18 protein-coding genes and 1 pseudogene are annotated in these 17,541 nt (G+C 41.6%); 13 read left to right on the top strand and 6 right to left on the bottom strand.

Annotated elements, in window-relative coordinates; all coding sequences use genetic code 11:
- Positions 1-16: 16 nt before the first annotated feature.
- Positions 17-344: pseudogene (locus RMY00_RS07005) on the bottom strand (LuxR family transcriptional regulator); the annotation flags it as partial.
- A gap of 111 nt (positions 345-455) precedes the next feature.
- Between RMY00_RS07005 and RMY00_RS07000 the strand changes: the two are divergent.
- Both RMY00_RS07000 and RMY00_RS06995 read left to right on the top strand, forming a co-directional pair.
- On the top strand, positions 456-875 hold the full coding sequence (locus tag RMY00_RS07000) for a DUF6220 domain-containing protein (RefSeq protein ID WP_322646855.1): 420 nt from the start codon (positions 456-458) through the stop codon (positions 873-875).
- Between the two features lie 291 nt (positions 876-1,166).
- Entirely contained in the window at positions 1,167-2,291 is a 1,125-nt protein-coding gene (locus tag RMY00_RS06995; RefSeq protein ID WP_322646854.1) for a site-2 protease family protein, read from the top strand.
- Positions 2,292-2,392: 101 nt separating this feature from the next.
- Here RMY00_RS06995 and nagA read toward each other — a convergent pair whose 3' ends face one another.
- Positions 2,393-3,613, bottom strand: coding sequence for an N-acetylglucosamine-6-phosphate deacetylase (gene nagA / locus RMY00_RS06990; protein WP_322646853.1), 1,221 nt, complete (start codon positions 3,611-3,613; stop codon positions 2,393-2,395).
- A gap of 158 nt (positions 3,614-3,771) precedes the next feature.
- On the opposite strand from nagA, the gene purE reads away from it, so the two are divergent.
- The 7 genes from purE (at position 3,772) to RMY00_RS06955 (ending at position 9,747) form a co-directional block, all read left to right on the top strand.
- Positions 3,772-4,290, top strand: coding sequence for a 5-(carboxyamino)imidazole ribonucleotide mutase (gene purE, locus RMY00_RS06985; RefSeq protein ID WP_322646852.1), 519 nt, complete (start codon positions 3,772-3,774; stop codon positions 4,288-4,290).
- A 19-nt stretch (positions 4,291-4,309) separates the two neighbouring features.
- Positions 4,310-4,609, top strand: a complete 300-nt coding sequence (locus RMY00_RS06980; RefSeq protein ID WP_322646851.1) for a putative quinol monooxygenase — start codon at positions 4,310-4,312, stop codon at positions 4,607-4,609.
- A 161-nt stretch (positions 4,610-4,770) separates the two neighbouring features.
- Entirely contained in the window at positions 4,771-5,550 is a 780-nt protein-coding gene (locus RMY00_RS06975; protein WP_322646850.1) for a class II glutamine amidotransferase, read from the top strand.
- 654 nt (positions 5,551-6,204) lie between these two features.
- A complete protein-coding gene (locus tag RMY00_RS06970) occupies positions 6,205-7,395 on the top strand; it encodes a sulfate ABC transporter substrate-binding protein (protein ID WP_322646849.1) in 1,191 nt (396 codons plus the stop codon).
- Positions 7,396-7,608: 213 nt separating this feature from the next.
- The gene (gene cysT, locus RMY00_RS06965) at positions 7,609-8,469 is read left to right on the top strand and encodes a sulfate ABC transporter permease subunit CysT (protein ID WP_322646848.1); all 861 of its coding nucleotides are present in this window, start codon (positions 7,609-7,611) and stop codon (positions 8,467-8,469) included.
- Positions 8,456-9,331, top strand: coding sequence for a sulfate ABC transporter permease subunit CysW (gene cysW, locus RMY00_RS06960; protein WP_322646847.1), 876 nt, complete (start codon positions 8,456-8,458; stop codon positions 9,329-9,331). The genes cysT and cysW overlap by 14 nt, the downstream gene beginning before the upstream one ends.
- Positions 9,332-9,480: 149 nt before the next feature.
- Entirely contained in the window at positions 9,481-9,747 is a 267-nt protein-coding gene (locus RMY00_RS06955) for an NIL domain-containing protein (RefSeq protein ID WP_229461634.1), read from the top strand.
- A gap of 181 nt (positions 9,748-9,928) precedes the next feature.
- Here the strand turns inward: RMY00_RS06955 and RMY00_RS06950 are convergent, their stop codons facing one another.
- Positions 9,929-10,153 (bottom strand): hypothetical protein, encoded by a 225-nt coding sequence (locus RMY00_RS06950; protein WP_322646846.1) that lies wholly within the window; start codon positions 10,151-10,153, stop codon positions 9,929-9,931.
- Positions 10,154-10,744: 591 nt separating this feature from the next.
- Between RMY00_RS06950 and RMY00_RS06945 the strand changes: the two genes are divergently transcribed.
- Both RMY00_RS06945 and RMY00_RS06940 read left to right on the top strand, forming a co-directional pair.
- On the top strand, positions 10,745-11,407 hold the full coding sequence (locus tag RMY00_RS06945) for an NIL domain-containing protein (RefSeq protein WP_322646845.1): 663 nt from the start codon (positions 10,745-10,747) through the stop codon (positions 11,405-11,407).
- A gap of 22 nt (positions 11,408-11,429) precedes the next feature.
- Positions 11,430-11,768, top strand: coding sequence for an NIL domain-containing protein (locus RMY00_RS06940; RefSeq protein WP_322646844.1), 339 nt, complete (start codon positions 11,430-11,432; stop codon positions 11,766-11,768).
- A 6-nt stretch (positions 11,769-11,774) separates the two neighbouring features.
- Here RMY00_RS06940 and RMY00_RS06935 read toward each other — a convergent pair whose 3' ends face one another.
- Both RMY00_RS06935 and cysE read right to left on the bottom strand, forming a co-directional pair.
- The gene (locus tag RMY00_RS06935; protein ID WP_322646843.1) at positions 11,775-12,362 is read right to left on the bottom strand and encodes a Crp/Fnr family transcriptional regulator; all 588 of its coding nucleotides are present in this window, start codon (positions 12,360-12,362) and stop codon (positions 11,775-11,777) included.
- 207 nt (positions 12,363-12,569) lie between these two features.
- Positions 12,570-13,295: a serine O-acetyltransferase gene (gene cysE / locus RMY00_RS06930; RefSeq protein WP_322646842.1), complete on the bottom strand. Its 726-nt coding sequence runs from the start codon at positions 13,293-13,295 to the stop codon at positions 12,570-12,572.
- A 227-nt stretch (positions 13,296-13,522) separates the two neighbouring features.
- Here cysE and RMY00_RS06925 point away from each other — a divergent pair, with 227 nt between their 5' ends.
- Positions 13,523-13,993 (top strand): Rrf2 family transcriptional regulator, encoded by a 471-nt coding sequence (locus tag RMY00_RS06925; protein ID WP_322647129.1) that lies wholly within the window; start codon positions 13,523-13,525, stop codon positions 13,991-13,993.
- Positions 13,994-14,011: 18 nt separating this feature from the next.
- Complete coding sequence (gene cysK / locus RMY00_RS06920; protein ID WP_322646841.1) at positions 14,012-14,974, top strand: cysteine synthase A; 963 nt, start codon at positions 14,012-14,014, stop codon at positions 14,972-14,974.
- 410 nt (positions 14,975-15,384) lie between these two features.
- Here the strand turns inward: cysK and RMY00_RS06915 are convergent, their stop codons facing one another.
- The gene (locus tag RMY00_RS06915) at positions 15,385-17,166 is read right to left on the bottom strand and encodes an ATP-binding protein (protein ID WP_322646840.1); all 1,782 of its coding nucleotides are present in this window, start codon (positions 17,164-17,166) and stop codon (positions 15,385-15,387) included.
- Positions 17,167-17,541: the final 375 nt, after the last annotated feature.

The raw sequence follows: 17,541 nt of genomic DNA, 5'->3' as shown, positions 1-17,541 counted from the left end.
TAAGTCCTAATTATACCATGACGTGCCAGTGATCAGGACGAGGACAAATCAACTGCCATGTCTTAGGTTCTACTACCAAAGCTTCATGAACAGGGACATGGCGTTCTAGCAAGTAGCGTGCAACTGGATTGTGTTGGGGTGATAATGCAATTTGCAGTGCTTTTTGGAGCTTGCTGTTAAGTAGAGGAATTTGAGCAAAGAAAAACAGCCCACATCGTGTAGCTGAAAAATACTCACTCATTTCTGTGCGTATGTGCGATGCCTACGCCGGGCTACGCCTACACAATGTCTCTTCAATCTTTAGCTTGAGCAATTGCATGAAATAGAGCTTGTAAGGCAATCATTATTGGCAAATTGTACCCTTTCGAGGTCTAGGCGCAGTATAGCAACCAGACCTATCTTAGCTTTAGTCACATCAAGTCTTTTCCCTTATTTGCTTTTTTTGGATTTTAAGCATGACTGTAAATTCTGGCATTGATAATACACAGATATCCGGGCGCTGGATTCAAATCAGTTTTTTTATCGCAGTAGTGTTTTTCAATCTCTGTTTAGCAATCCAAGTATTCAGTGTTGGACTGGCTTACTTTTACAACTCTGATTGGTGGAACCTACATATTTGGTTGGTACGAGGATATAGCGGATTCTCACTAATTTTGTTGATTTGGGTATATTTAATGCGGTTTCCCCCAAAAGTCCAGCGCCTGACAGCAAGTATTCCAGTGCTGCTGGGACTGCAATTTCTCACAATTCACTTGAAGACTCCTTTTCCTTTAGCAGTCTTCCACCCACTCATAGGTTTTTCCTTATTGTCTATTTCCACAACCCTAGTTCATCGGACATCGCAGATCGTATTTCCCAACCACAACCAAGGCTAAATCTGTAACTTTCAATTCTTTTAGCGCTATTACTCAAGAAATATATATTTAGGTTATCCGAAGGTTCGGAATTACGATGGCTCTTGGAATGAGTGGAGCCGTCTACCTGATGTAACTATAGAGAGGTAGTGAGAGTTACTTGCGATGCTGCCAATATTGCTAATAACCGCACCTTTACAGACGGACACCACTACCGCCATCAAGATTAAAATCTCTTAACCTTTCGTTACACTAAAGACATTGAGAAGGAAGAAAGCAAACTTCTCAAAGCTGAAATCAAAGGTGAACGACATGAATGGCACAATTCGCGTTGGTAATCTCTTCGGAATTCCCTTCTATATCCATCCGTCATGGTTTTTAGTTCTGGGTTTAGTAACCTGGAGCTATAGCAGTGGACTGGGGGCACAATTTCCGCAATTGTCTGCGGGATTAACTTTGCTTCTGGGATTGATGACAGCGCTAATGTTATTTGCCTCTGTCGTCGCCCATGAGTTAGGCCACAGTTTCGTTGCAATTCGTCAGGGTATTGATGTTAAATCTATTACTCTGTTTATATTTGGCGGTTTAGCTAGCTTAGAAAAAGAGTCAAAAACCCCAGGTGAAGCTTTTTGGGTAGCGATCGCAGGGCCTTTAGTAAGTTTCCTACTGTGCGGTATCGTTACAGTAATTGGTGTTACTACTACTGCATCAGGGCCATTAGCTGCAATTCTAGGTGTTTTAGCTTCTGTTAACTTGGCATTAGCGCTGTTTAATCTGATTCCTGGCTTACCATTAGATGGCGGAAATATACTGAAAGCCATCGTTTGGAAAATTACAGGCAATCCTTATAAAGGTGTGACCTTTGCTAGTCGAGTTGGGCAAATCTTTGGTTGGGTAGCAATTCTTTCAGGTGTACTTCCCCTAATATTATTTGGCAGCGCTGGTAACTTCTGGAATTTGTTAGTTGGCTTCTTCTTGTTGCAAAATGCTGGTAATTCGGCTCAATTTGCCAGAGTGCAAGAAAAACTCACAGGTTTGACAGCCGAAGATGCTGTAACCCATGATAGCCCGATTGTATCTGCTAATCTTACTCTGCGAGAGTTTGCCGATGAGCGAGTCATAAGTGGGCAAAACTGGCATCGGTTCTTAGTGACTGATGATGATGGACAATTAGTAGGTGCGATCGCTATTGATAATTTACGAACCATCCCAACAGCAATGTGGTCAGAAACTCAAGTAAAAGACGTCATGCGACCAATTACTGAATCTACCACAGTTCAATCAGATCAACCTCTGCTGGAAGTCATGCAGTTACTCGAACAACAAAAGCTATCTGTGCTTCCGGTGATTCGCAAGAATGGTGTTCTAGTTGGAATCTTAGAAAAAGCTGCTATTATCCAGCTACTTCAAAGCCGAACCCAACCTAACCCTGCATAGTTCAATGAAGAGACAGGGGAGATTTCCTCTTTTCCCCCTGCTCCCTGCCCCCTGCCCCCTTGCCTTAAAAGCAATGGGGTATTTTTCATTTAGAAGTCCCATTAGATGGGGTTGAGAGCAACAGATAAATTCCAACTTCCTGCCTTCTTCACCATCTCTGCGGTAAGAACACGTCGCCAAGTTAATTTTTTTGTAGTCTCATTCCAATGCCAGCGTAATAAATTAGCGGGTTGACTATTGGCAATTCCTGGTAAACCAATCGCTTTTCTAGGTGCATTAGTAGCGAGTAAAATTGCACTTTCTACGTCACAAATTCCCCAATTCACCAAATTCTGCACTCCCACCAATAAAGGTAAAGTCGTCCCTGATAAAGTACCATCTGGCAGTCGTGCAGTACCGTTTTTAACTTCAATTTGCCGAGTATCCCAAGGATATACGCCATCGGGTAGCCCTAGAGGTGAAAGGGCATCGCTGACGAGGAACAGCCCTTTTTCTTGATAGCTAGCACGAAGTAAAATTTGCAGCATCGTAGGCGAAATGTGTTCACCATCAGCAATAAAACCACAGATTACATTAGGATGAGTAATTGCTGCCCCTAATAATCCTGGTTCGCGGTGATGTAATGGTGGCATGGCGTTGAAAGCATGAGTTACCATTGTTGCACCTTCCTCAAAGGCTCGTTGCCCTTGGGCCTCTGTTGCTTGAGAATGCCCTAAACTGACAATAATTCCTAAAGAACGCAAATATGGAATTACTTCACCAGTAGGATCTAACTCCGGTGCTAAGGTGATGATTTTCACCACATGAGCATAATTACCCAAAACCCGCTTTACCTGATCAATTGTTAAGGGTAACAAGTACTCTGCTGGGTGTGCGCCGCGCTTTTGGAGATTCAAAAATGGGCCTTCTAAGTGTACTCCCAGAATCTTGGCACCAGCTTTTTGAGTAGGGATAACCTCAGCAATAATAGCAAGCGATCGCTGAATATTTTCGACTGAAGTTGTCACAAGTGTCGGTAAAAATCCATCTACCCCAACATCCCACAAAAATTGTGAGATTTTCTGGAGTATGTGAGCATTTTCAGACGTCAATTCGGGAAATGCCAAACCCAACGCACCGTTAATTTGCAAATCAACTCCGCCTAGAGAAATCCAGTCACCACCAACATCTAGTAGGGAGGTACATCTGTGCATTTCTACTGTACCCATTGGCAAGATTTGCTCAATTATGCCCTCCTGGTTAATTAAGAGCATCTGCAAATCTTTGTAACCAGGCACTCTAGCATTGATAATATCTACAGGATTTTGTGTTGCTTGGGTCATCACACTGACGAGAAGATAGCTAAATCTGATTTTAGATGCAACCAATATCAATAAATCAATTCAAACAACGCCAATAAATGAGATGATGATCGGCATTACCTAGCTTCCATAAGCTAGCTCAAATAATTTTGAATTTTGAATTTTAAATTTTGAATATTATGACTCCCTTAGTTGGTATTATCATGGGCAGCGATTCCGATTTGCCCACTATGAAAGACGCGATCGCAGTTTGTAAAGAATTTAGCGTTGAAAGCGAAGTGGCGATCGTTTCTGCTCATCGTACCCCAGAACGCATGGTGCAATATGCTCAATTTGCACACCAACGCGGTATTAAAGTAATTATTGCTGGTGCTGGTGGTGCTGCCCATCTGCCGGGAATGGTAGCGTCTTTAACTCCACTTCCTGTTATTGGTGTTCCTGTACCTACCCGTAACTTACAAGGCGTTGATTCTTTGTATTCTATTTTACAAATGCCTGCTGGTATTCCTGTAGCAACAGTAGCGATCGGTAATGCCAAAAATGCCGGACTTTTAGCAGTACAAATTCTCGCAACTCATCAACCAGAATTGTTAGAAAGAGTGCAGCAATATCGCCAAAACCTATGTGAATCAGTAATTGCAAAACAAGCAAGACTAGAAGAATTAGGCTATGAGCAATATTTACAGCAAATGTTTTAAGATAATTCGTAATTGACAAATGACTAACCAAACTATTCGCGTAGTTGCCCGTATTACTGCTTTGCCTAACAAAGTAGAAGAACTAAAAGCTGTACTTCTGGAACTCATTGAGCCAAGCCGACAGGAAACAGGTGCGATTAACTATGAACTTTTGCAAAACCAATACGACCCAACAGACTTTACTTTTGTAGAGGAGTGGACTTCTCATGAAGCCCTAACTACTCATCTAGATTCACCCCATCTCCAAGCGGGGGTAGCCAAACTAGAAGCTTTAGTGACTACTGCACCTGATATCCGTCGATACCATCTTTTGGCATAGTATCATATTGCTCACTTGAAGCAGATTCTTTATTTTTAGGGATCATTTGGAATATCTGAGCTTTCAATTCTAAGATTGAAGCGATCGCTCCAGAATCAAGACAGCATTCTGAAGTATCTTGATTCTGAGGCCGTAGTCAAAAATTGAGAGCGACAACATTCATGTGTCAATTGCTCGGAATGAATTGCAATGTTCCAACGGATATTTGCTTTTCTTTTGAAGGGTTTTCTGCACGGGGAGGAAAAACGGATGATCATAGCGATGGTTGGGGCATTGCTTTCTTTGAAGGAAAGGGATGTCGGATGTTTTTAGATGCCCAACCTTCTGTTGCTTCTCCTGTCGCAGAGTTTGTGCGGAGTTATCCCATTCACTCAACCCATGTTATTGCCCATATCCGTAAAGCTACTCAGGGTGAAGTTGCCTTACACAACTGCCATCCTTTCCGCAGAGAATTGTGGGGTCAGTATTGGGTATTTGCCCACAACGGTAATTTGCCAGATTTTGATCCAGAAAATTTGGGCTTTTATCAAGCCGTAGGTGACACCGATAGCGAAAAAGCATTCTGTATGATCCTAGAAACATTGCGATCGCGCTTTCCTGGGGGTAAACCTGACATCAAGAAACTGTACCCTGTGCTGCAAGAAATTACTGCTGTAATTGCAAGCGTCGGTATATTTAATTACTTATTATCAGATGGAGTCCACTTTTTTGCTTATTGTTCAACTAAACTCAGCTACATTGTCCGCCAAGCGCCCTTTGCAGCTGCCCATTTAATTGACCAAGACATGACCGTAGATTTTCGGGAGGTAACTACAGAACGCGATCGCGTCGCTGTCATTGCCACCACTCCCCTGACTGACAACGAAGTTTGGACACAAATCCAACCGGGAGAATTACTAGTTTTTCAGGACGGGCTGCCCCTGAAATATGCATTCAGTTAAGAATCTGATCCTGTTGGCCAATTCAAAAATGAACCAGAAAATTTTCCCATTTAGATACTTTCTAGATGGGTTTTGTTTTTCGTACTTTTCATATTGATGTACCACAGTCGCTTGCCAACAATGATTTTCCTAACACTTTTAGGCTCGTTTTAGTAAAAACTTACTATAGGACTAATGTTTGATTTCTGAAAAAGCTCGGTACAAATTAAAAGCCTAATTCCCTATTCCCTACTCCCCACTCCCCGCCCACGGAGATAGTTTCAAAAATCAAATGCGATTCCTATATTCCCTAGCAAGTTGCTTGATAAGTAAGTCGGTGCGAATAAATAAAACTATATTAAGTAATGTAAAAATATTGGAATTGATTTTGTAGTAAAGATTTTAGTCCTAAAAGAAGGATTGAAGTCCTTACTACAAACCTTTAATTATTTACGCTGTTTTACTTGTATCAGGTAGCAAATTGTGATGACAACTTGATACTTTAAAGTAAAAACATTTCTAATTCCTCACAAAACTGGTAGAATCACCATGTTCTTGATAAAGAATGTGAGGTTTGTTGGTGTTTGCAACTAGATACATAGAATTATCAAGTATGATAAACACTATATAACTATATTCCCATCGATTATTTGTAGATTTAGCGGAGGAAATAGAATGAGTTTGTGGCAACGCCCACTGAAAAGGTTAAAAGCGATGTCTTACGACAAGCTGCTTCTCTCCGAGACGCTACGCGAACGCATCAACGCGTTCAATAGAACGTATCGGTTCAGACTAAATTCGCTCAAAGGCTTTGTATCACTCTTTTTAGTAGGGACTGTTTTGAGTGTGGCGCTTGCTGCCTGCTCTGGTGGAACAACGAGTAATTCTTCCTCTGAAACCCCTGCTGCTAGCCCTGTTGCTGCAACCAAGGATAATGTTGAACTAACTCTTGTGTCCTTTGCAGTTACCAAAGCGGCTCACGAAGCAATTATTCCTAAATTTGTCGAACAGTGGAAGAAGGATCATAACCAAACTGTCGTCTTCAAGCAAAGCTATGGCGGATCTGGTTCCCAAACTCGCGCCGTTATCGATGGTTTGGAAGCAGATGTTGTTCACTTGGCACTAGCTGGAGACACCTCAAAGATTGAGAAGGCTGGATTAATTCAACCAGGATGGGAAAAAGAAGTTCCCAATAATGGTATTGTCTCCAAATCGGTGGCAGCATTAGTCACCCGTCCAGGAAATCCGAAAAACATCAAGACTTGGCAAGATTTATCTAAAGACGGTATCAAACTAATTACTGCTGATCCTAAAACATCAGGAGTTGCTCGTTGGAATTTCTTAGCTCTTTGGAATTCAGTGATTAAAACTGGTGGAGATGATGCTAAAGCAACTGAATTTGTTACCAAAGTGTACAAAAACGTGCCTTTGTTGACCAAAGATGCTCGTGAAGCTACTGATGCCTTTTTCAAGCAGGGTCAAGGTGACGCCCTGATTAACTATGAAAATGAGATTATCTTGGCAGAACAAAAGGGTGAAAAGTTGACTGCGATTATCCCTGATGTCAATATATCTATCGATAATCCCATCGCAGTAGTAGATAAAAATGTTGATAAGCACGGTACGCGTGAAGTTGCCGAAGGTTTTGTCAAATATCTATATACTCCAGAGGCTCAACAAGAGTTTGCAAAATTAGGATTCCGACCAGTGGATGATACTTTGACCCTAAGTAAAGAAGTTGCAGACAAATTTCCTAAGGTGAAAACTTTAGGTACAGTTGCAGACTTCGGCGGTTGGGATGGAATCAATAAAAAGTTCTTCGCAGAGGGAGCGATTTTTGACCAGATTCAAGCCAAGAAAAAGTAATTAGTCATTAGTCAATCGTGGGTGGTCAGTAGAAAAAACACCCAATCACTAACAAAAAACTTCGGTGCTGCTGAATCGAGTTATGAAGGTGGATGTAGAGAGGTTGCAATGTAACGTCTCTACAAAGATTTTAAAATGATGCAAAATTATTTTTCATATCCTAATCAGCAACGCCAAAACTTCTTGTGAATTTTAGATTTTGAATTTTTGACTATGACAACTGTATCTCCGTCTCTGAAAGTTGAACACAAAACACCATTCTGGAAGAAATTGGGGCGGGTTCCTTGGACTTGGCGAATCACCATAGGATACCTGACAGTGATGTTGTTTATCCCCATAATTGCCATGTTCTTGAAAGCGAGTACGGAACCTCCGGCGAGATTTTGGGCGATCGCAACCAGTGATGTAGCATTAGCAACATATAACGTTACTTTTGTTACAGCAATATTTGCAGCCTTGCTCAATGGCGTATTTGGTACTTTAATTGCCTGGGTTTTGGTTCGCTACGACTTTCCCTTAAAACGCTTGATTGACGCCACAGTGGATTTACCCTTTGCACTACCAACTTCGGTAGCAGGGTTAACACTGGCAACAGTCTACAGTGATAATGGTTGGATAGGTTCGCTATTAGCACCACTGGGAATTAAGGTATCTTTTACCCGCACAGGAGTTGCAGTGGCAATGATATTTATCTCGCTACCTTTTGTCGTGAGAACTGTGCAACCCGTGCTTCAAGAAATGGAACATGAAATTGAAGAAGCCTCTTGGTGTCTGGGTGCTTCTCAATGGCAGACCTTTTGGAAAGTGATTTTGCCACCTTTATTTCCGACAATTTTAACTGGTGTTGCCTTGGGTTTCTCCCGTGCAGTCGGGGAATATGGTTCAACTGTGATTATCTCTTCTAATACGCCCTATCAAGATTTGATCGCACCTGTGTTGATTTTCCAACGGTTAGAGCAGTATGACTATTCTGGTGCAACAGTAATTGGCATAGTTTTACTATCCATTTCCTTAATACTACTATTGGCAATTAATTTCTTACAAGCATGGGCAAGGCGATATGACAGTAGATAAGCCAAGTTTTCACTCATCTGCATCTGATACACATACGACCAAGCCGAAAGAGCAGAAGAGTTGGGTGCCAATAGTTTTAATTAGTATAGCGATCGCCTATTTAGCCCTAGTTCAATATATCCCGGCAATTAACGTTTTTGTCCAAGCCTTCAGCAAAGGAGTTGGGCCGTTTCTATCCAACCTATCGCGCCCAGCTTTTCTCCATGCAGCTTGGCTAACCCTATTGCTGGCTGTGATTTCTCTACCTTTAAATACAGTATTTGGTTTATGTGCAGCTTGGGCGATCGCTCGTCATAAATTTCCTGGACGCGCCGTAGTTTTGAGCATTATTGACTTGCCCTTTTCCATCTCGCCCGTAGTCGCAGGATTGATGATTGTGCTACTTTACGGTCGCAATGGGTGGTTTGGCCCTTGGCTCCAGGCTCATGATATGAAAATAATCTTTGCCTTTCCAGGTATGGTGCTGGCTACAGCCTTTGTGAGTATGCCCTTTGTGGCGCGGGAAGTAATTCCTGTTTTAGAAGAATTTGGCAAGGATCAAGAAGAAGCTGCTAGAACTTTAGGGGCAAAAGATTGGCAGATATTTTGGCGTGTCACCTTACCCAGTATCCGTTGGGGTTTACTCTACGGTTTAATTTTGACCAATGCTAGAGCAATGGGTGAATTCGGTGCGGTTTCGGTGGTATCTGGTAACATTGCTGACCAAACCCAGAGTTTACCACTGTTTGTAGAAGACGCTTACAAACAATATGAAACTGAAGCTGCCTTCTCTGCGGCTGTACTGTTAGCATTGCTAGCAGTAGTAACCTTAGTGCTGAAGGAGATTTTGGAACGGAAAACCCGCATTAAAGATGTTGAATAGAAAAATCAAGAGATTATAGTTATCCTTTGAATAGGATACAAGCAAATCATAGGACATGGTACGATCTACTTAGTACCTATCAGGAAATTACCGTTAGGGTTAAGAGTAGTTCTGTACCAATCTCTATCAGGAATTGAAATAATTCAGATATGGCTACTGACAATACACTTACCAATAAACGGATTCGACTAAGAATTCCTAAAGACTATCACCAGGAACCTGTAATTTCTCGCCTGGTATCTGATTGTGGACTGACTGTGAATATCACCGCAGCGATTTTAGGAGCGAATGCTGTCGGTGATGGTTGGTTTGACCTTGAATTACAAGGAACAGATGCACAAATTCAGAGTGGGTTAACTTATCTCCACGACTTGGAATTGGAAGTCTGGGATGACACTAAAGCAACTGATTGGTAAGAAGTTGTTTTAAAAATCTAATTTCTTACTTGCCTCGGCGATTGGAAATCGCACGCCAGGTGCTTTGAGTCGCTTCAGTAGTTAAGATCAGGACTAAAGTTCTTACTAGCAACTTATTTATCTAGCAAAATTACCTTAATTTAAACTATGCTAATTCACTACCTCTATCTAAATAAAAGAATTATTGGATAGAGGTGATTGTGAATTTAGCTAAATTCATTACTAACGTTGATAATGACCGCGAATCCATACTCTGCGGTGATGTATCCTCTCCCAATGCCCAGGAATCCATCTTTGATGATGATGCCCACCAAGATTGATTACTAATGCTGACGCCTGTTTTGACATAGCAGTAATGAACAGTGGTAAAGCAACTAATATACCTGCCTGCAAGCATCCGTTTCATAACGAGTTTTCCTTTGTTCAACTATCTGGGATTAATTCAGTTAAATTCTTTGTGAGTTCATAATTCAGTAATTTAACTGATTTATAAATTTAGACTGCTGCTTTTTCTAAAAGGTTTAATTTAGTTGATATCAATTTTGTGTAATTGATATCAATACAGTTCAGTTAAGCATTTCTTTCTTCTCTCTGCGTCCTTGGCGTCCTTGGCGGTTCGTTAAAAAAATTGAGTTTGACAAAGAGTTTTAGCCTTAACTGAACCGTATTGTAATTGATATGTCAAATTTATGTACTACCGCTTTAACTTCAAGTTGCTCTACATAAAGTCAGGATAATTTACGTGAATATACTTATTGTTTTTTTGCATTATTTGTGAGAACATCCTTTACATAACAATTACATACATTAAATCGATAGAGTTATCGTAGTTAAATCAAAGCCAAAAAGATGAAAATCTCTATAAGGCTGACATCCAACCAGGCAGGGCATCAGCAAGATTCTCTGTCGAACCCAAAGATTGCTTAGGCGCAGCTGAGGTGTGGGCTGCGCTTGCGCTCAGTGACTACCGTAGGCATTGCTATTGGGAATTAATCTGATGTCTCAGAGTAAATCTATAGAACCCGCTTCAGTCCACAGCCGAATTCTCGTGCCTCAGAGGTATCATAGGCAACCTGTAATTTCTCGACTGGTATCTCGTTATGATTTAACCGTCAATATTAAAGCTGCATCTCTGACATCCGACAATGACAGCGATGGCTGGTTTGACTTAGAACTTTCGGGAAATCCCCAAAAACTGACAAATAGCTTATCTTACTTGCAAGGATTGGGAGTGAATTTGCTGGAATTAGCGATCGCTACTCAAATTCAACCCAACCAACATCCTTTAACTTTCCCAAATCCAGCTAACATGAGTTCCAAAGACTCTGCATGGCTGACAAATCAATGGCAAGAACAATTCCAGCAATGGATTTCTCTTGGTCAAACCAGTCGATTGCGCTTGCAAGTGTGCGTCTTAAAATCTTATTACGAAGAACCAGTGATTTCTGAGTTAGTTTCTCGTTATGGACTAACAGTCAATATCACCAGTGCTAGACTTCAACCCAATACCGAAGATGATGGCTGGTTTGATTTGGATTTGTGGGGGAGAACAAAGCAACTTTACTCTAGCCTGAGTTATTTAGAAAAACTGGGGCTACCAATTTGGCTAGATTTGTCTAGCGTTTATAGCGATGTCTACGACGGGCTACGCCTACGGTAATTAACAAAATAGTCACTACCCAATGGCAACATTAAATAACCATCAAACCAATTCTCAAACCAGATTATCACTGGTTTCTTCGGTTTACACAAAAAGCCAAATCACCCAGACTCGGCTGCGGATATATATTCCTAAATGCTATCTGCAAGCGCCTGTGATTTCGCAGTTAATTTCTGCTTATGGCTTGATAGTTAATATTACCAAAGCTATGCTACAACCAAATACAGATGAAGAAGGATACTTTGACATTGAATTGCGGGGAACAGTGCCACAAATCTCTAGCGGTCTGGCTTACCTTGAATCCCTGAATCTGAGAATTGTGGGTAAGCCGAATGCTGACGGCGATGGCTGGTTTTGCTGAAATAATCTAAATTTCGTAGTACCAAATTTCTTCTTCTCGCAGTACAATTCGATGCAAGGAAAGACGAGCAATCAGTCCTTCTTGCTCAAACTGTCCAAGAATACGAGTGATAGTCACACGAGTTGAACCGAGCATTTCCGCCAGGTCTTCGTGAGTCAGACGCATATCTATTAAACGTCCTTTTTCAACTTCCGAACCAAATTTTTTAGATAACCATGCCAACAGCTTGAGCAGCATAGTTTCAACTTTTCTATGGCTACGAATAACCATCAATTCTTGAGCCTGTTGGATATGGGTAAGTAGAGTTTCTGTTAGTTGAGTCCATTCTTCTAGAGGTAAGATCGTCGCCTCTACTTTAGTTAGGCATTCCATTTGGTAAGGTTCTAATTTTGACAAAGCCTTACCAACAACATCTCCAGGGCCCCATAATCCCAGAGCAACGGTTGTACCATCTTCCAGATAGGTAAAAGTCCTGATAAAACCCGTTTCAATCTTCCAAAGTCCGTTTTCATGCTCTGGTAGAAATGACCTACGGGCAAAAACTTCTTTAGTATTATTACTTGAGCTAGATAAGCTTGTGTATAAAGCCACCATAATATATAAAACTATTCTCCGATAAATTAACCGTAGTATTATATTTATATCAGGTTCTAAGAGGCTATGAATCTTTTGAAGAGGGGAGTAGGGAAGAAGCAGAGGGGCAAGGAGCAGGGAGCAAGGGGGAGAATAAAAATATTACCTCTTTCTCCTCTGCCTCTTACCAATGCCTAATGCCCAATGCCCCATACCCAATACCCAAAATTAAATTCCCGCACCATCGAGAAAATCTTCAATTATCCCATCAGAATTATTGCTTTTCGGGTTGTCGGTTGGTTCGTCGTTAAGTTCAGTTGGGGACAAACTTGATTGTTGCAATTCCTCGAACTGTTTCTCTAGAGCCTTGACGCGTTCAAATAAAGCGCGGATGACTTCAGCTTCTACGTCGCGTACTTTATCATGATCCAGAACATTGGTAGATGAGTTGTTCTGACGAGTCACACGCCCTGGAATCCCCACTACAGTAGTGTTACTGGGGACATCTCGTAGTACCACAGAACCTGCTCCAATACGGACGCGATCGCCAATTTGAATATTTCCCAATACTTTTGCACCCGCTCCCACAACTACATGAGAGCCTAAAGTTGGATGGCGTTTGCCGCTTTCTTTCCCAGTCCCGCCAAGGGTGACACCTTGATAAATCAAGGCATGATCGCCCACGATCGCAGTTTCGCCAATCACTACTCCCATCCCGTGGTCTATAAACACTCCCTGGCCAATTAATGCCCCAGGATGAATTTCAATTCCGGTTAAAAACCTACTAATATGAGAGATGAGTCTTGGTATAAAGGGAATTCCAATTTTATACAGCCAGTGTGCTAATCGATGAAACACTAAAGCTTGGAGTCCAGGGTAACAGAACAATACTTCTAGCCAGTTACGGGCTGCTGGATCACGCTCAAAAATGGTTTGCAAATCAGTTAGTAGCATACTCTGTTAAGGTTTTCGTTGGTAAGTGAGGTTCTGAAAACAGAAACTCAGGATAATTCCCACTAAAAGATCAGGTCATTTATAGGAATTGTGTAGGATAATAATCTACGGTAAGTCGATAGGATAGAGTGTTTTTGTGGGTAGTTAAATGGGATGCTATCACATTCCACAGTTTGAGAAAAATTATTTTCGCATTAACTGCGATAAGTCCCCCAATTCACCGTAGTATGTTGAGTACAGCCTTGAATAGCCAAAACTACGCTCTCTTGGATCTGTCTTCCAAAGTGGAATACGCGCTGCTAGCACTATTAGAACTGGCAAGCCACCACGGGAAAAAGCTTCCTCTAACCATGAGCGAGATCACTGCCAAGCAACCCATACCTGAGCGCTATTTGGAACAAATTTTGACCAACCTCCGGCGCGCTGGTGTGGTGCAGAGTCAACGCGGCTCTAAAGGAGGTTTCCTTTTAGCTCGTGAACCTTGGCAGATTACAATACTTGAAATTGTCACTTTGGTAGAAGGCGAGCGGAAAGAGAAAGATACCTCTGAATTTCCGACTTTGGAAAAGACTCTGGTTTATGAAGTTTGGGAGCAAGCTAACGCTGCCTCAATTGAAGTTTTGGGTCGTTATACACTCCAAGACTTGTGCCAGGAAAGAGAAACTCGCGCACAGCAAAGTCCAATGTATTATATTTAGACACGACGGAGTACCCACATGCGGATAGCGAAAGATATCACAGAGTTAATCGGCCGAACTCCTCTAGTTCAATTAAATAAGATTCCCCAAGCTTCAGGAGCGGTTGCTCAGATTGTGGTGAAGCTAGAAAGCATGAATCCAGCATCTTCTGTCAAAGACAGGATTGGTGCGAGTATGGTGGAAGCGGCGGAGGAAGCAGGCTTAATTCACCCTGGAAAAACCGTTTTAGTAGAGCCGACTTCTGGAAATACAGGAATTGCGCTGGCGATGGTAGCAGCCGCCAAGGGTTACCATCTTATTCTAACGATGCCTGACACAATGAGCCACGAAAGACGATCCATGCTCAAAGCTTATGGCGCTCAACTAGAGTTAACGCCAGGGGTAGAAGGGATGCGAGGAGCGATCGCTCATGCAGAAGAGATTGTAGCTAAAACGTCCAATGCTTATATGTTGCAGCAGTTCCGCAACCCCGCCAACCCGAAAGTTCACGCCCTAACCACGGCAGAAGAAATCTGGGATGATACCGATGGAGAGGTAGATATTCTCATAGCAGGAGTGGGTACTGGTGGGACGATTACGGGAGTTGCAGAAGTTATTAAAAAACGGAAGCCGAGTTTTCAAGCGATCGCAGTTGAACCAAGCAACAGTCCAGTATTAGCCGGTGGTAAATCAGGGCCTCACAAAATTCAGGGTATCGGCGCGGGATTTGTCCCAGCAATTTACCGTTCAGAACTGGTGGATGAAGTGATTCAGGTAGCGGATGAGCAAGCGATCGCTTACAGCCGTCGTCTCGCAAAAGAAGAAGGATTGCTATCGGGAATTTCTGCTGGTGCTGCGTTGTATGCTGCCATTCAAGTAGCACAACGGCCAGAAAATGCAGGTCGCCTAATCGTGATGATACAGCCCAGCTTCGGTGAACGCTACCTCAGTACTTCACTGTTTAAAGATCCAGAGGAGAATGAGTGGTTGAGCAAAGTTTAATTTTAGATTTTAGGGACTTCTAAAAAAATAAATTATTTAGTAGGGTGTGTTAAGGCGACAGCGTAACGCACCTATTCTCTATTAGGCAATGATTTTTTACGAAACAAATCGGACTGTTATATGCGATCGCTCCGGTCTAAATTGGTGTTTTTTTAATCTAAAAATCGCTAGAATTCAAATATTGTGTCAATATTGACTCTAATTAAACTACTCGAATTGGTTTGAGAAGATAGTCGTTGGTAATCTTACTGTTCTCCTTTATCTTCAGGACTTACGTAAAAATTGCCGAAAAGCTTAATTTATCGAACCGCCTTCTCTACAAGAGGCTTCCGCCAACGCGTAGCGTCTTGCAGAGAAGACGCCATCGCGCAGCGTCTCGTAGAGAAGAATTCGTAGAGTGTGCGTAAATCCTAATCTTGTTCTTTTTGCATCTCCACTGGATTTGGTAGAAATAGAGTGAACTGACTACCTTCTCCCAAAATCGATTTAACACTTACATCTCCACCATGCAAACGTGCTAATTTGCGTGTTAAGGCTAAACCTAAACCAGTACCTTCATACTGTCGATTTAACCGACTATCAAGTTGTTTAAATGGTTCAAATAGAAATTGAAACTGATTTGAGTCTATACCAATTCCAGTATCTGAAACTGTAAAAGTTATCCCTTGGGGTACTTTTTTCACTACCAGCGATACCTGACCGGCTGGAGTGAATTTAATTGCATTGGTAAGCAGGTTGAGTAGCATTTGCTTAATGCGCCGCTCATCACCAACACAAATATCCTCTTCTACCTCAATTTTACAGGTGAGTTGTAATCCCTTTTCTGAGGCGCGATCGCGCACTGTCCACATAGCATAATTACATAAATCTGACACTGGCAAAGGTGAGAGTAACAGTTCCTCTTTGTTTGCTTCTACTTTAGATAAATCAAGGATACCGTTAATCAGTGCTAGCAGATGTTCACCACTACTATATATACAACTTACATATTCGTTCTGCTTTTCATTGAGAGAGCCAACTATTTCTTGTTGCAACAACTGCGACAAACCCATAATTGCATTAAGAGGTGTCCGCAACTCATGGCTCATGGTTGCTAAAAATTCACTTTTTGCCCGACTAGCAGCTTCTGCTGCCTCTTGAGAAACACGAAGTTTCAATTCTGTTTCCTTACGTTCAGTAATGTCCTCAATCATCGCTAGAAAAAACTCAGGTTCACCATTGCTGGCTGGTATAACAGAAACAGAGATATGAGTCCAAACTAAGCTACCATTTTGATGCAGGCAGCGTCTCTCCATCTCAATCCGATGTTTTTCGACAAACTGTTCCTGATGTTTAGAGGGTTGGAAGTCTACTCTCGAAGTTCTCTTTAAGTCTGTGTGAATTTCTGACATCAGTTGTTTGTAAAGTTTTAAATCCCCTCTTTGTGTGCAAATGTAATCTGTAAAGTGCTTGCTGTATAACTCTTCTCGGCTATATCCTAAAATTTTGCACAGTGCCAGATTAGTATCGACTATCTGCGCTTTCATATTTATAAGTCCAATGCCGATAGAAGAACACTCAAAAATTGCCCGAAATTGCGCCTCACTCTGTCTCAATGCTTCTTGTGCGAAGTTTCGCTCTTTCGCTTCTATAGCCAGCGTCACGAAATCTGCAATAGAGCCAGCAAAAGTCTCTTCCTCTAAAGTCCATTGGCGTTGTTCGCCTATGTGCTCATGACAGACTACACCTATCAAACGACCCTCTAACCAAATTGGTGCATCCAGCAAGGATGTAATGCCCGAAACTGAAAGATAAGACTCGGATAATTCTTGGGTTCTTGTATCATTTAGGGCATCATCTGCGGCAATGGTACGTTCTTTTTCTAAAGCTTGGAAATAAGCTGGATAATTTTTGTTTGAAAGCGAGTTACCAAAGCTATGCTCCTTGGTGCTTACATCATATAAATCGATGCATTCAATTTTTGAACGTTCTTGATTATATAACCATACACTAACCCGTTTTACTGAAAGCGTCCGAGCAGCAGCCTCTGTGATTTCCTTTAACGCTGCATTGAGATCACCTTGCTGAAATGTCTTGCTTCTTGCCAGCTGCACGAGCGTCTGGCTTTGTTTTCGCCGATAGTTTTCTTTAATTTGCAAAGCCTTTTGAGGCTGATTGCGCTCTGTAATATCTCTAGCTGACACCACCTGCATTTGTTGACCTCAAGAAGAAACAATTTTATCTTGCAGCCTTATGGAAAAAGCAAAACTGTCTTTGTATAACTACAACTACTTGATCTTGTTTTTCATAACCGGAATATATATTTTTTCTAATTAAAATTTATGATTTTGGATAACAAGTTTTAAACTAAATTTTTCTCATTGCTTTTATTACTTCATCCCAGTGATTTTTGCTAGGGAATAATTAGCATTTACAAGAATTTCACTATCAAGTACTTTTACTATAGGAGTCAGATTTTATTTTTGAAATTATCTACGTGGGTAAGGAGTGGGGAGTAGATAGTAGGGAATCAAGCTTTTCAATCTTTACCGAGCTTTTTCATAAATTAAATATTAGTTTTATATCAA

Source organism: Nostoc sp. ChiVER01 (assembly GCF_034531155.1).
GTDB lineage: Bacteria > Cyanobacteriota > Cyanobacteriia > Cyanobacteriales > Nostocaceae > Nostoc.
Note: the sequence above shows the minus strand (reverse complement) of the source record. Positions and strands in the feature narration are given on the sequence as shown.